Genomic DNA, 14449 nt, shown 5'->3' with positions numbered 1-14449 from the left:
CATGAGCAAAGCATATCGCGACAGCAAAGGCCGCCCGCGCGTTGTCGTGACGGGCATGGGGCTCGTCACATCGCTCGGCCGGGGCAAGGCCGATAACTGGAACGCGCTCGTTGCAGGGCAGTCGGGCATCCGCACCATCAGCCGGTTTCCAACTGAAGGGCTGCGCACCACGATTGCCGGCACGGTGGATTTCCCGGAGGTTTCGCCTTACTCCGCGTCGGCGCTCTCGGCTGCGATGGCATTGGCCGCGGGAACGGAAGCGGTCGGAGAGGCCGGCATCGGCTCGCGGGCCGTATTTCCGGGCCCGCTCTATCTCGCGACACCACCGGCCGAGATCGAATGGCCACAGCGCCGTGCGCTTTACGATGCGTCCGCTGGCTCCAACGAGACCGGTTACAAACGCCTTCTCGCCGCTGCCCGCGACGGCACGTGGCCCGACCTTCATGCCATCTCCCAGTTTGCGAGCGTCGCCGAGCAGGTGGCGGGCGAGCTTGGCACACGGGGACTTCCGATCTCGGTCTCGACGGCCTGTGCTTCTGGGGCGACGGCGATCCAGCTCGGTGTCGAAGCCATCCGGCGTGGCGACACGGATGCCGCGCTTTGTATCGGCACGGACAGCTCGGTGCAGATCGAGGCCCTGATCCGCTTCTCGCTGCTCTCCGCGCTTTCGACCCGGAACGATCCCGCGGCCGCGGCCTCGCGCCCATTCTCAAAGGATCGCGATGGCTTCGTTATGGCGGAGGGGGCCGGGGCCGTCGTGCTCGAATCCCACGCAGCGGCCGTCGCACGGGGCGCGAGGATCCTTGGCGTTGTCCTCGGCTGCGGGGAAAAAGCCGACGATTATCACCGCACCCGCTCGAAGCCAGACGGGACGGCGATCATCGGCGCTATCCGCAACGCGATTGCCGATGCCGGTGTCGCCCCGGACGCGATCGACTATGTCAACGCGCACGGGACGAGCACGCCCGAGAACGACAAGATGGAGCACCTGTCGCTCCGGGCCGTGCTCGGCGAGCACCTCGACGCGACGCCGGTGAGCTCGAGCAAATCCATGATCGGGCATACGCTTTCGGCGGCCGGCGTGATCGAAGCCGTGATCTCTCTGCTCACCATCGCCAACGGGGTGCTCCCCCCCACCATCAACTATGAGACGCCGGACCCCGAAATCCCAGTCGACGCCGTGCCCAACGCAGCACGCCCAGCGACCGTGCGCACCGTGCTTTCAAACTCGTTCGGGTTCGGGGGGCAGAACGTCTCGCTCGTGCTCGGAGCCCTGTGAAACGTTTGATCCGCATCAGGTGAGCTATGGCATGCTGGTGCAGAATGACGGCGCTGAGTCGCGACCGGTTCAAGCGACGGCTGGGATAGATCCGACGGGGATAACCACTGCATGCGAGTTTCTACATCGGCGGGCTATCGCCCGGTTGCGCTTAGCCTGGCGGCGCTACTTGGGCTCGCAGCCGTAGGATCGTCCCCGGCGACCGGGGCCGATCTCGGTGCCGCCTGTTGCGCCGATCTCGAGGAGCGGATTGCGGAGCTCGAGTCCACGGCCGCGCGCAAAGGGAACCGCAAAGTCTCGCTCACCATCTCAGGCTACATCGCCCATGAGATCACCGTGTGGGACGATGGACGCGAGACCAACGCCTATCTGCACGGCCTCGGACCAACCCAGACCTCGCACGTCAAGTTCAACGGCCAGGCCGTCATCATGCCGGGGTGGACCGCCGGCTACATGCTGCGCCTCCAGGATCTCACCGGAAACGCCTTCTCCGGCGGCCCTAGCGCCATGAACCAGAACAATCCCTTTAACAACGCCGGGCTCAATACCCAGATGGCGTTCTGGTATTTGCAAAACGAAGATCTCGGCAAGGTCTCCGTCGGACGGCTTGCGCACGCCGCCAAGAGCGCGGCCATGTTCACTGATCTCTCCGGCACGCAGATCATCGACAACTACACGTTTCTCGCTGGCTTCCCTCAGTTCACGATCCGGACCGGGGGCGACCTCAGCCCAGCCGCGCTTACATGGGGCCAACTCGCCTTCTGCTATGCTCAGTCCCTTCCGCTCGGGGGCGACTGCAGCGGCATCGTGATGAACGGCATCCGCTACGACAGTCCGGCGTTCGGAGGCTTTTCCGTTTCGGCCTCCTGGGGCGAGGACGACTTCTGGGAGGTTGCAGCCCGCTACGCCGGGGAGGTCTCCGGCTTCAAGCTCGCCCTCGGCGCCGGCTATACCGAGATGCGCGACGAAGTCATTACGGGCGGGGCCGTATCAGACCGCAAGGATACGCAATTCTTCCAGATTGGCGGCTATGTGCAGCATCTCGAGAGCGGGCTTTTCGTGCACGCCGCCTATGGGCATGAGAACAATAACAATACGCTGCTTCTGAATGGCCGCCGCGCCGAGAACGGCGAGCACTGGTACGTGAAGACCGGCATCCGCAAGGCGTGGACGTCTCTCGGCGCCACCATCGTCTATGGCGATTTCGCCCGCTACAGCGATCAACTCGGCCCGGCGGCCCTAGCGCTCGGCGCTACGTCGAGCACGTTCGACCGGTTCGGCGGCGGCATCGCCCAGGAGATCGACGCGGCGGCCATGACGCTTTATCTCAAGGTGCAGCACTACGAAGCCGAGATCAGCGGGCCGGCGCTTTCCCCCACAGTCGCCGATCTCGAGGATGCCGACTTCATAAGCTTCGGCGGCCTGATCAACTTCTAATGCCGGACACTTCGCTTGCATGGCTTCGCCATAACCGGTTTCCACTTTTCCGGAAGCACTCTAAATATTTGTTTGAGAGACTGATTCACGTTCTCGGTGGTCGCATGCTGCGTCCACCGATCAGGCTCTAGGATTGCGCATCCTGCTTGATAGAGGTCAACGTGGGCTGTCCGGGCGTCTGGCTCCATCCCAGATCGCACGGTGAGAGCCTGGAGGCGGACGAATGAACATCGCGGCAATTTTGTATGAGGGCGATCAGGGCCCGACGGTGGACGCGCTCCTCGCGGAGGTGGCCTATCACCTGCGGGCCGATGGATGGAAGCTTGCGGGCGTCGTTCAATCGCCGAGCGCTCCACGCAACAGCCGGTGCGAGATGACCCTCGAGGATCTCGCCACAGGGAAATGTATCGAGACGGCGGATGGCCTTGGCCCGACCGTGCCGGGATGCCGCCTCGATACCGAAGCACTCGAGGATTCCGCCGGCCTTGCAGGGGCATCGCTCGATCCCGATACGCGTCTCGTCATTCTCAACCGCTTCGCCAAGCAGGAGAGCGACGGCCGTGGCTTCCGGTCGATGATCGAGAACGCGGCCGTGCTCGGAGTTCCCGTTCTGGTCGGGTTGAAGCGCATCCATCTCGACTCCTGGGCGAGCTTCATCGGCGAGGAGCCTCTGTTCCTGCCTCATCGCCGCGACGAGGTCCTGCGCTGGTGCGAAACCGCCGCATCCAGCAGGGCACCGGCTTAACGAACGCACCGCAATCAGGACGGCGCGTGGCTCTCATCGCGCCTTTGATGAGGGGTGCGAACCTGGCCCCCTCCCGCGTGCACCATGGCCAGCGCGGCCTGCACGATGTCTCTCTTTCCGGGACGAAGCGCCTCTTCGAGTGGCGGCGAAAACGGCATTGCAACGTCTTCGACCGTGAGCCGGCGCACTGGCCCCTTGAGGGCCGAGAACGCTCGTTCGGCCGCGATCGCCGAGATATGGCTCGCCGCGCCGCAGGTGTTGTGGGCTTCGTCCACCACGATGAGGCGGCCCGTCTTCCACACGGACACCAGGATCGCTTCCTCATCGAGCGGAAACAACGTGCGCGGATCGAGAACCTCGGCCTCGATGCCGAGGCTTGCGAGCTCGTTGGCGGCAATCAGCGCCTGCTTTACCATGGCGCCGATGGCAATGATGGTGATGTCCCGCCCTTGGCGCTTGATGGCTGCCCGGCCAAGCGGCACGACGTAGTCTTCATCCGGAACCAGATATTGCTCCCGGCTGCGTCCGGCAGCCTGAAGAAACACCACCGGGTTGTCGTCGCGGATCGCCGCCTTGAGCAGGCCCTTGGCGTCTGCCGGCTCTGAGGCCACCACCACCTTCACGCCACCGAGATTCATGAGCGCCGGATAGATGCAATCGGAATGCTGGGCGGCCGTAGACTTGCCGCCGCCGATCACGCCCATGTAGACGAGCGGCAGCTTCACCTGCCCGCCGGTCATATAGCGGAGCTTGGCAGCCTGGTTCGCGATCGCGTCGAAGCCCGTGTAGATGAAGTTGCCGTACATCAGGTGACATACGGGCCGGTAGCCAGCGGCAGCGGCTCCGACCGCCATGCCGCTGATCAGGGCTTCCGAGATCGGCGTGTTGCGCACCCGCTCCATTCCGAACCGATCGCGCAAGCCTGCCGTCTCGCCGAACATGCTCGCTTCGACATCCTCGCCGAACACGACGACGCGCGGATCGCGCTCCATCTCTTCGGCCAGCGCGTCCTGGATGGCCTGCACCATGCGTTTTCTAGCCACCGGCGAATCCTCTCAGGCAAACATGAAATCGGCGGCGCCTCGCGCATCCGGCCAGGCCGCTGCCTTGGCGCCTTGCTTGGCGCGAGCGACCTCTTGCTCCACCTCGGATTCGAGGTGCGCGAGATCCTCCGCCGACACCTGCCCACGGGCGAGCATTCTGGCGCGAAGCTGCTGGATGGGATCGAGCGCCTCCCTGGCCTCGACCTCTTCCTGCGAGCGATAGGCCTCTCTGAGGAAGGCCATCTCCTGTTCCATGTGCCCGCGCAGGCGGTAGGTCTCGAACTCGATGAGGATCGGGCCCGCCCCCGAACGGGCATGGGCGACGGCTTCGGCCGAGGCTTGCCACACCGTCTCGAGATCGTTACCGTCCACGGTCCGGTAGGGAATGCCGAACGGGGCAGCACGCTCGGCGATGCGGCCGGAAGTGACGGTGCCGGTCGGCGAGAATTCGGAGAACCCGTTGTTCTCGCAGACAAGAACCAGCGGCAGCTTCCAAAGCGCGCCCAGGTTCAGCGTTTCCATCAGCACGCCCTGATTGGATGCGCCGTCTCCGAAGAAGGCCACGGCGATGCGACCTTTGCCCTCGAGCTGAGCGGCCCACGCAGCGCCGGCCGCAAGAGCGAGGCCGCCCGCCACGATGCCGTTGGCCCCGATGATCCCGCGGGAGAAGTCCGCCACATGCATGGAGCCTCCGCGGCCGCCGCAAATACCGCTGGCACGCCCGAAGACCTCGGCCACCATGGCGGTGATGTCTCCGCCCTTTGCAAGAAAATGTCCGTGGCCGCGATGGGTGCTGGCGATCCAATCGTCAACCCTGAGGTGATCGCAGACGCCCACCGCGATCGCTTCCTGTCCAACGTACAGGTGTACCGGCCCCGGCAGCTCGGCGGCACGCGAGGCGTTCCCGAGCATTTCCTCAACCTTCCGGATGAGCACCATCTTGCGATAGAGCGCGAGCTGGCGCTCGCTGTCGAAAGCTGGCCTTGCGTCCGCGATCGACGCCACACGGCAGTGGGAACCGTTTACAGACATTCGCACCAATCCAAACGATGGACTGGCATTGCCTTACCGGCCTCCCTCCGACGCGGTTTAACTTAGATCAAATTTGCCGGATAAATTTTTAACAACGTTAACATTCTGCCTCCGAAGGCGCCGGCCGTATCGGCCAACCCTCGGCCACATAGCGACGAAACCAGACGCTGAACCTCTCCGGCCCGGCAACGATGTCGTCGCGGATGGCTTCAGGGTGGCGCCACTCGTAGGCTTCCACCTCGGATGCATCGGGCTCGATCGGCCCGTCATAGCGGCCGCGGAAGACGTGCACGATCTCATGCTCGGTGAGGCCATTGTCGAATGCGGCCCGGTAGCGGACGACCCCCAGCCATTCGAGAGGGCAGGTAAAGCCCATCTCCTCGTCGATCCTGCGTGCGGCGGCAGCTTCGGCCGTCTCGCCCGGGCGGGGATGGCCGCAGCACGCATTGGTCCACAAGCCCGCGGAATGATATTTAGCCTGCGCCCGCTTCTGCAGCAGCAGGCGGCCGTGCCGATCCCAGACGATCACGGAAAATGCGCGATGCAGCAGACCGCGCCGATGGACGTCGAGCTTTTCGCCGGTGCCAATATCCCGGTCAGCGTCGTCGACGAGGATGAGGGGCTCGGAATTCGTTTCCACTCTCGCCTCCTCAAGTCTCGAAAAGGTGGGACAGGATCGCGGCCTTCACATCCTCCGCGCGGACCGGACCATCCGGAACGAGATGCGGCTCCGACGATATGAAGACCGGGCCATGCGCCTCCGGCGTATCCGCCCGGCCGTGCGAGCCACGAACGAGGGACGCATCGAGCGGGATGACATCCATGAGCGTGCGCTGGCCGAGCGCTTTCTTCAGGAGCCGCCAGCCGATGGCCAGCTTCGGTGCGCGGATCGCCGGATCGATGAACAGCTCCGCCGGATCGTAACCGGGCTTCTTGTGAATATCGACGGTGCGCGCGAAATCGGGAGCCCGATCGTCGTCGAGCCAATAGTAATACGTGAACCAGGCGTCAGGCTCGGAAATGACGACAAGCTCGCCCGAGCGATCGTGATCGATATTCCAGTCTGCCTGCGCCGCGCGGTCCAGCACATGGGCGACACCGGCAAGGCGCTCGATGGCCGCGCGGGCGGCGGCAAGATCAGCGTCATCTTTGACATAGACGTGGGCGCATTGGTGATCGGCCAGCGCAAAGGCGCGAGAGCGGGGGACGTCGAGGATCTCTCCGCCGTCCTCTTCCCGCACAGCGAGGAGCCCCGCTTCACGCAAAGCGCGATTGATGTGAACGGGGCGGCGCACGGGAACAATGCCGTATTCGGACAGTACGATGACGCGCCGGCCGAGCGCACGCGCATGGTCGATGAGATCGCCGGCTACGGCATCGATCTCGGCCAGATCTTTCGCGACGCCGGGATGATCCGGCCCGAGCCGCTGCAGGCCATAGTCCAGATGCGGCAGATAGACGAGCGCGAGTGTCGGATCGCGGGTCGTAAGCACGTGCTTCGCCGCGTCCGCAATCCAGCGGCTCGACTCGATCGAGGTAGCCGGCCCCCAGAAACGGAACAGGGGAAATGTGCCGAGCTTTTGCGTCAGCTCGCCGCGCAAGTCCGGCGGATCGGAATAGCAGTCCGGCAGCTTGCGTCCGTCTGCCTTGTAGATGGGCCGGGGCGTGACCGAAACGTCGGTCGAGGCCGCCATGGCGTACCACCAGAAGAGATTGGCCGAGGTGAAGCGTGAATCCCGCGCCTTGGCCGCGTCCCAGACGCGCTCGCCGTGCACCAGCCGGTTCGACTGGCGCCAGAGCCAGACCTCCATCAGATCGCGGAACAGCCAGCCGTTGCCGACGATGCCATGCTCACGCGGGGTGAGCCCGGTGATGAACGTCGCCTGCACGGAGCAGGTGACGGCCGGCGTGACGGTGGCGAGCGGGCGCAGGCATCCGTCTGCGGCAAGCCGCGACAGATGTGGGGTGTGGCGCCCGATCAGCGCCGGGGCGAGCCCCACGACATTGATGACGACAGTTGGATGCATGGATCGCCCTTGAGTGCTTCCGGAAAAGCGGGAGCCGGTCATGGCCGCACCCTCCTGCAAGGGTTAGCGACCGGGAGAAGCACGATCAAATAAGCCAAGCCGTTCCGCGATACCCGCTTGAACCTAGCGGACCTAAGCCTCCCACGCGCGTACGCAGGAACCAGCTACTTTTTCAGCGTGTGAATGTAGGCGATGATCTTGAGTATCTGATCCTGCGTGACGCCCCGGTCCGCGAAAGAGCGCATGGCGCCGGACGCGCCAGAATGGATGATCTCGAACATGCCGACATCGGTGTTTGCGCGCTCATTCACATAGACGTCGTCGACGAGGCTCGGACCCATGCCGCCCGTACCGTCGCTGGCATGGCAGCTCTGGCAGTCGTTATCGAAAAGCTCCTTCCCTGCAGCGATGGCGTCGGCGTTGCCATTGTAGGGGTTCTTCCCGTCCTTCCGAAAGGATGTCACAGCATCCGTGATGGTCTCGCCCGAGATGGGCGCGAGATCGAGCGGCGAGTCATCGAGAGCATGGCGGAATTCCACATCCGCCAGCGCCGGCGCCAGGGCTGCCGCGGCAAACAGGGAGGCAGCCAACACGGCCGCTCCAGCGGAAAAAGACTGCAGTTTCGGCGACATCGATTTCCTCGACTGGTTATGGTTTCGGCACACAACATAAAGAAGGCTCTCCCGCCCAAGGGCGCAAGAGCCTTCCTCTCTTCACGTTACCGATCAGCGTCGCGACGCGATCGTTACTTTCTGGTCTTCGCGACCTCGGCTCCTTCCGGAACCTGATCGGCGGCAACGATCCTCCAGAGAGCGCCGGGCGGGTTGGCGCCCGCGCCCTTGTCCTCGAGATAGAAGCAGTTGCAGTTCACGGCGAGAACGCTGCCGTCCTCGTCGTTATTTCCGGCCGTGAATTGCAGCGCCGTCTGCGCGAGCTCCTGGAGCTGCCACTTGCTGCCGTCCCAGCCGGTTCCGAAGACGCGTCCCGAGCACCAGTCGCCCGTGAGATAGACGCCGTCCATGCCGGCGTAGTTGGCAACGCCGAGACCCTGCACCGAGCAACCCCAGCCGTCCTTCAGCTTCTCCGCGCCCGGATAGGGCTCCTGGTGCGGATATTCGGATACCGGTAGCACGCCGACCTGCGGGCACTTGTCGTCAGGCCCGGTCATCGGGTGGCAGTTCGTACCCATGTTGAACTTCCAGCCGTAGTTCTCGCCGCCCTTGCTGGAGGCCGGCTGCCAGTCGATCTCCTCGAGATGGTTCTGGCCGACGTCGGCGATGAAGAGATCACCCGACTTCTTGTTAAAGTGGAAGGAGTACGGGTTGCGCAGACCGTAGGCCCAGATCTCACCGCGGGCGCCCATGTGGATCTTCGAGAAGCCCTCCTCGGTAATGCCGAAGAGCGTCATCATGCGAGCCTGATAGGCGTTGGCCCAGGGGTTGTCCTTCGGGATCGTGTACGCCACGTCATCGGGCGTATCGATGTCGATGCGCAGCATCTTGCCCCACAGGACATCCTTGCGCTGGCCGGCGTCGAGCGGATCGCCTTCCCAGCCTGCGTCGCCCTTGCCGATGTAGAGATAGCCATCCGGACCGAACTGGATGCCGCCGCCGTAATGATTGTAGTAGGGCTGCGGGATGTTCATGATGACTTTGACGGTCTTGTTCGCATGCTCGACCGAGACGACGTCAGGGCTTGCCGGGTCCACGGTGTAGCGAGCGATGACGTGAGCGCCGTTGAACGGCAGCGAAGCGTAGCTCACGAAGAAGTGGCCGTTCTCCTTGAACTTCGGATGGAACGCCACGGCCCACAGGCCCTGCTCAACGAAACCCGTCTGTACTTCACTTCCTAGCGGGCTGTTCTTAGTGAGGTCCAAGAACGGCTTCTCGTTCACCTTGCCGTCTTTGGTTACGACCCGGATCTTGCCCTGGCGCTCAACGACGAAGATACGCCCCGTGCCATCGTGGGCCGACGCCACCCCGACAGGATCGAGGAAGCCGTCAGCAACTTTGACGAGGGCAATCTTCGGATCGCCGGGCAGCTTCCCGCCGGGCCGTGCCACCTGATCGGCTGCCGTGGGAACCTCTTGCGCAACGGATTCCCATCCGGTTGCCACAAGGAGGCCGGCCGCCAAAACCGACGCGGACGTTATGAACCGCATTCGCATTTGGACGTTCTCCCGTTTACTTTCGTGTCTACACAGATTGTCGTGCGTGACGGCGGACAATTGCATCGCGCAAAAGTACAAGTGACGCAGCGAAAATACCTCACTTGTCTCTCTTTTCAGATTACCGACCGTTCCCAATAGAGCAACGAGTTCAGCCGCTGGGTCAATCAACAAAAGTTGAACATCGCGAAAAACGAAGGAAACGGACCATTTAGCCTTGGGAGACCCGGGATGGTTCCCTGAATTACTCGGGACTTTTGCCTGACATACCGGCTTCCGCTTCACCAATCTGCCCTCGCGATAACGATAAGCGCATGGACGTCCGCGACGATCCCGCGGCCGGTTGCCAGAAAGTCGTAATTGGAGGACAACAACTCTGCGGGCTAGAAAAGCCAACCAGGACGCGTTCTATGAAACAGGAATAATTCCTGGCTGCCGGCTCGTTTGGGTGTCTGTCGCCGCCTGCCAAATGACTTAAAACTCGCTGGGAAAACATCGTGTCGCAAGGAATTGCCTTTTCGCTGTCTCCGTTGGATTCTGCAGGAGACGACAGGCTGTTCGTGCAGCGATTTTCCGTCGAGCACGCGTTTTCCGTCGCGTTCACACGGGATATTTTCTCGCTCGAGAACCGGACGCTCGCCGATCTCATTGCGGCAGGCGCAACGTCGGGGCCCAACCTGGTCAGCTTCGTCATCGATGAGGCGGTGCTGCGCGAAATGCCGGATCTCAAGCGGCGCATCACGGCCTACGTCGCCGCCGAACCCGGGATGACGCTTGCGGGCCTGATGACGGTCGTCGGAGGCGAAGCCGCCAAGAACGATCCAACGCTCCTCGGCGAGCTGCAGCGATCGTTCGTCGAGCACGGCCTCGATCGCCATTCCTACGTCATTGGTGTCGGGGGCGGTGCCGTGCTCGACCTCGTGGGCTATGCAGCCGCTACGACGCATCGCGGCATCCGACACATTCGCGTTCCGACCACAGTTCTCGCGCAGAACGACTCCGGCGTCGGGGTCAAGAACGGCATCAACGCCTTTGGCATGAAGAACATGCTCGGCACGTTCGTGCCGCCGTTCGCGGTTATCAACGATTCCGCCTTCATCGACATTCTACCCGGGCGAGACAAGCGCGCGGGCATGGCGGAAGCCGTCAAGGTGGCACTCATTCGCGACCGGGCGTTCTTCGAGTGGCTCGAGGAGCAGGCCGAAGCGCTGGCGATCTTCGCCTCTGAGCCGCTCGACAAGCTTATCCGCCATTGCGCACTGCTCCACATGCGCCAGATCGCTCATGGGGGTGATCCGTTCGAGCGGGGCAGCGTGCGCCCATTGGATTTTGGGCATTGGGCCGCTCACAAGCTTGAGGTCCTTTCCGACTACGAGCTGCGCCATGGCGAAGCGGTGGCCATCGGCATCGCGCTCGACACGCGCTATTCCGTGCTCGCGGGATTGCTGCCCGAGGGCGAGGACCTGCGCGTGATCCGTCTGCTGCAACGCCTCGGCTTCTCGCTGTGGCACGACGACTTGGATCTTCGCGACGAGAGCGGCCAGTTGCTTCTCCTCAAAGGCCTCGAAGAGTTCCGCGAGCACCTTGGTGGCGACCTGACAATCACGCTCCTTCGCGAGCTTGGGGTCGGTGTCGAGGTTCATGTCATGGATGATCGGCTGATCGGCGAGGCGCTCGCTTGGCTGCGCGCGGGATCGAACGCCTGATGCAACTTGCGCTTCCGGGGCAGCCGCATCTCACCTACTGCACGAATATCCATCACGGAGAGACGTGGAGCGAGATCGACGCAGCGCTTCAACGGCATTTGCCAGCCATCAAGCAGCAAATCTCTCCCCACGCGCGCATGGGCGTGGGGCTCAGGCTCTCGGCTCTCGCCGCACGCGAACTCGCGGAGCCCTCCGCATGCGCGTCCTTCTCCCAGTTCCTCGAAACAGGCGGCTTCTACGTTTTCACGCTCAATGCGTTTCCCTATGGGAACTTTCACGGCGAGCGCGTGAAGGAGCGTGTCTACGAGCCTGACTGGCGGACGCTCGAGCGGCTCCGCTTCACGGCGGACGCGGCCGGCGTGCTGGCGAAGCTTCTTCCCGAGGGGGATGCCGGCAGTATCAGCACCGTTCCCGGCGGTTTCCGTGCGCGCGTGACGACGCCGGAGGATGTCAGAACCATCGCAGAGGGGCTTGGTCGCGCGGCCGCGCATCTCGACCGGCTTTTCGAGACGACCGGCAAAACCATCGTGCTCGCCATCGAGCCCGAGCCGGCGTGCTTCCTCGAGACGACCGACGAGGCGATCCAGTTTCTCGAGGATCACGTCTTCGCGGGGGCGGGCGCGGAACTGTTTGCAAGCCTGAGCGGCGTGGCACCCTCGCGGGCGGAGGAGGCATTGCGCCGCCACATCGGCCTTTGCTTCGACGTCTGTCATTCCGCTGTCGAGTTCGAGGATCCCGTGGCGGCGCTTGATCGCGTCTACGCCGCGGGCATTTCCGTGGCGAAGCTGCAGCTGAGCGCCGCCCTCGCCGCCGATGCGGATACGCCCGATCTCGAGCATCTGCTCGAACGGTTCGATGACGGCGTCTATCTCCATCAGGTGGTCGAGCGCCGGGACGGCGCGCTCACCCGCTACACGGATCTGCCGGAGGCGCTGACTGCCGCCCGGCACGGTGCCCTGGGCGGCGAGTGGCGCATCCACTGCCATGTCCCTGTGTTCCTCGATGGGTTCGAAGGCCTCGGCTCGACGCAAGCGAACCTCCGCGAGGTTCTCGCCCTCTGCCGGCGGCGCGCCGTCTCGCCCCATCTCGAGGTCGAAACCTATACCTGGAACGTGCTCCCGGCCGGTGCCCGCAACAGCGACCTTTCGGACGATATCGTGCGCGAGCTTCGCTGGATCCGCTCGGAGCTTGCCGCGTGAAAACCGCCATCGCCCTGCTGCGACTCGCCCGCGTCTCCAACCTGCCGACGGTCTGGAGCAACGTGCTCGGTGCATCGGTCATCGCCGGCGGCCTGGGCGCTTGGGACCTCGCCACCGTCATCGTCGCCATGTCGGCGTTCTACACCGGCGGCATGATGCTCAACGATGCTTTCGACCGCGATGCCGATGCGGCCGAGCGGCCGGAGCGCCCGCTGCCCTCAGGCGATTTTTCGCCTGCCGCAGCCTGGACGCTCGGCTTTGCTCTGCTTGGCCTGGGTGTCGCGCTTCTCGCGATATTCGGCCTTGCCAGCGCCGTGGCCGGCCTGGCGCTGGCCGCCGCCATTCTGCTCTATGACGCCTGGCACAAGGGCAACCCGCTCTCACCCGTGATCATGGGCGCGTGCCGGGCGCTCGTTTATGCCGGAACCGCGCTCGCCGCAGGCGCAACCCTCTCGCCGCCGGTGATCGGCGCGGCGCTGGCGCTGCTGCTCTACGTGGCGGGGATCACGCTAGCGGCCAAAGGAAGCGCATCCCGGTCCGCCTCCGCGCTCTGGCCTGCCGTACTTCTCACCGCCCCGATCGTCGTGGCGCTCCTGCAAGGGCAGGCTACGACAGAGACCATCCTCATCTCTGCAATGGCCGCAAGCGGAATCGCGTGGGCGGTCGCAAAGCTACGATCGGGCACGGCGGCGGGACGCGAAGCTGCAGTCGGGCTTATGATCGCGCTGATCGCAATCATGGATGCCGTTGTCGCGAGTGCGCACGGTGACGTCGGGATGGCGCTCGTTGCAGGCATACTGTTCATCCTGACCCTGGTGCTGCAGCGGTTCATCGCGGGAACTTGAAGGAGGGCGAACAACACGATGGCCAAGCCTGAAGACGCGACAGATAAACTCTCCGCCTACGCTTCGCTTCTGCACTCGTGGCTTGCGGCCCGGCTTTCGGCCGACGCCCTAGGCTGGCTCGACCAGCAGATCGCGAGCGTCGCAGCGGGAGATCGCACGCTGGCGCTCGGCCTCGCCATAGGCCTTGCTCCGCGGAAGGTCGGAAAAGCGGACTTCGATCTTACGGCAGCAGAGAAGGAAGCTGGACAACACCTGCGGCCCGGTCTCGATGCCAGCGGCTGGAGCCTTGACCAGGGGGCGCGCATCCTCCTTGCCTTAACGAGCTTCCGCGGCGACGAGGCTGCGTTTGCAGCGGGTCTCGACCGCGTGTTCGCCACAGCAGAAATCGGCGAACAAATTGCGCTCCTCAAAGGGCTCGCGCTCTTTCCGGCCCCGAAGCTTTTCATTGCGCGTGCAGCCGAGGGCGTTCGCTCCGCCATGCAGCCGGTCTTTGAAGCGGTCGCCCACGCGAACCCGTATCCGCGCGAAGAGTTCAGCGAAGCGCAATGGAATCAGATGGTGGTGAAGGCCTTGTTCATCGGCAGCCGCCTGGCGCCGATCCAGGGTCTCGACGCAAGGCGCAATGCGGACCTCGCCCGCATGCTCATCGATTACGCAGACGAACGCAGGGCTGCCGGGCGGTCCATCTCGCCAGAGCTTTGGCGGTGCGTTGCCCCGTTCGCCACGGAGAAGGACGTGGCACGTCTCGGCGCCATCCTTCGCGACGGGACCGAAGCGGAGGCAGCCGGTGCAGCCCTGGCGCTTGCGGACTGTCCGCTGCCCTCGGCGCGCGATGCCATCGAAGCGCGACCCGAGCTTGCGTCCGCAATTAAAGACGGACAGCTCACCTGGGCAGCCGTGGCCTGAGCCCACACTCTCAGCAGGATGCCCGATAGAGCGGAGCGTTCCTGCAATCAGTCAAAACCGGAT

General features: G+C 64.0%; 13 protein-coding genes. 7 read left to right on the top strand and 6 right to left on the bottom strand.

From position 1 onward, the window contains the following. The first annotated feature begins 1 nt into the window (after position 1). The 3 genes from V7P99_RS01345 to V7P99_RS01335 all read left to right on the top strand — a co-directional run bounded on the left by V7P99_RS01345 (position 2) and on the right by V7P99_RS01335 (position 3461). Positions 2-1279 carry a beta-ketoacyl-ACP synthase gene (locus tag V7P99_RS01345; RefSeq protein ID WP_333793026.1) on the top strand — a complete coding sequence of 426 codons (1278 nt, stop codon included), beginning with the start codon at positions 2-4 and terminating at the stop codon, positions 1277-1279. A 111-nt stretch (positions 1280-1390) separates the two neighbouring features. Continuing rightward, the gene (locus tag V7P99_RS01340; RefSeq protein WP_333793025.1) at positions 1391-2716 is read left to right on the top strand and encodes a porin; all 1326 of its coding nucleotides are present in this window, start codon (positions 1391-1393) and stop codon (positions 2714-2716) included. Between the two features lie 223 nt (positions 2717-2939). Beyond that, positions 2940-3461 (top strand): DUF2478 domain-containing protein, encoded by a 522-nt coding sequence (locus tag V7P99_RS01335; RefSeq protein WP_333793024.1) that lies wholly within the window; start codon positions 2940-2942, stop codon positions 3459-3461. Between the two features lie 14 nt (positions 3462-3475). Here V7P99_RS01335 and V7P99_RS01330 read toward each other — a convergent pair whose 3' ends face one another. From V7P99_RS01330 to V7P99_RS01305, 6 genes are all read right to left on the bottom strand, one after another. Next, positions 3476-4504: an alpha-ketoacid dehydrogenase subunit beta gene (locus V7P99_RS01330; RefSeq protein WP_333793023.1), complete on the bottom strand. Its 1029-nt coding sequence runs from the start codon at positions 4502-4504 to the stop codon at positions 3476-3478. A 12-nt stretch (positions 4505-4516) separates the two neighbouring features. Beyond that, the gene (locus tag V7P99_RS01325) at positions 4517-5536 is read right to left on the bottom strand and encodes a thiamine pyrophosphate-dependent dehydrogenase E1 component subunit alpha (protein WP_333793022.1); all 1020 of its coding nucleotides are present in this window, start codon (positions 5534-5536) and stop codon (positions 4517-4519) included. A 97-nt stretch (positions 5537-5633) separates the two neighbouring features. After that, positions 5634-6176 (bottom strand): isopentenyl-diphosphate Delta-isomerase, encoded by a 543-nt coding sequence (gene idi / locus V7P99_RS01320; protein ID WP_333793021.1) that lies wholly within the window; start codon positions 6174-6176, stop codon positions 5634-5636. 10 nt (positions 6177-6186) lie between these two features. After that, on the bottom strand, positions 6187-7605 hold the full coding sequence (locus V7P99_RS01315; protein WP_333793020.1) for an alkaline phosphatase family protein: 1419 nt from the start codon (positions 7603-7605) through the stop codon (positions 6187-6189). A gap of 122 nt (positions 7606-7727) precedes the next feature. Next, positions 7728-8195 (bottom strand): c-type cytochrome, encoded by a 468-nt coding sequence (locus tag V7P99_RS01310; protein WP_333793019.1) that lies wholly within the window; start codon positions 8193-8195, stop codon positions 7728-7730. Between the two features lie 113 nt (positions 8196-8308). Then, complete coding sequence (locus V7P99_RS01305) at positions 8309-9730, bottom strand: PQQ-dependent sugar dehydrogenase (protein WP_333793018.1); 1422 nt, start codon at positions 9728-9730, stop codon at positions 8309-8311. Positions 9731-10227: 497 nt separating this feature from the next. On the opposite strand from V7P99_RS01305, the gene V7P99_RS01300 reads away from it, so the two are divergent. The 4 genes from V7P99_RS01300 to V7P99_RS01285 are packed head-to-tail and all read left to right on the top strand — an operon-like array spanning position 10228 to position 14386. After that, positions 10228-11436 (top strand): 3-dehydroquinate synthase, encoded by a 1209-nt coding sequence (locus tag V7P99_RS01300; protein ID WP_333793017.1) that lies wholly within the window; start codon positions 10228-10230, stop codon positions 11434-11436. Beyond that, the gene (gene eboE, locus V7P99_RS01295) at positions 11436-12635 is read left to right on the top strand and encodes a metabolite traffic protein EboE (protein WP_333793016.1); all 1200 of its coding nucleotides are present in this window, start codon (positions 11436-11438) and stop codon (positions 12633-12635) included. Before V7P99_RS01300 ends, eboE begins: the two co-directional genes overlap by 1 nt. Beyond that, a complete protein-coding gene (locus V7P99_RS01290) occupies positions 12632-13480 on the top strand; it encodes a UbiA family prenyltransferase (protein ID WP_333793015.1) in 849 nt (282 codons plus the stop codon). Before eboE ends, V7P99_RS01290 begins: the two co-directional genes overlap by 4 nt. Before the next feature lie 18 nt (positions 13481-13498). Beyond that, positions 13499-14386, top strand: coding sequence for an EboA domain-containing protein (locus V7P99_RS01285; RefSeq protein WP_333793014.1), 888 nt, complete (start codon positions 13499-13501; stop codon positions 14384-14386). Positions 14387-14449 lie beyond the last annotated feature (63 nt).

This window comes from Hyphomicrobium sp. (assembly GCF_036780825.1).
Taxonomy (GTDB): domain Bacteria; phylum Pseudomonadota; class Alphaproteobacteria; order Rhizobiales; family Hyphomicrobiaceae; genus Hyphomicrobium_C.
This window is presented reverse-complemented; position numbering and strand designations above follow the sequence as displayed.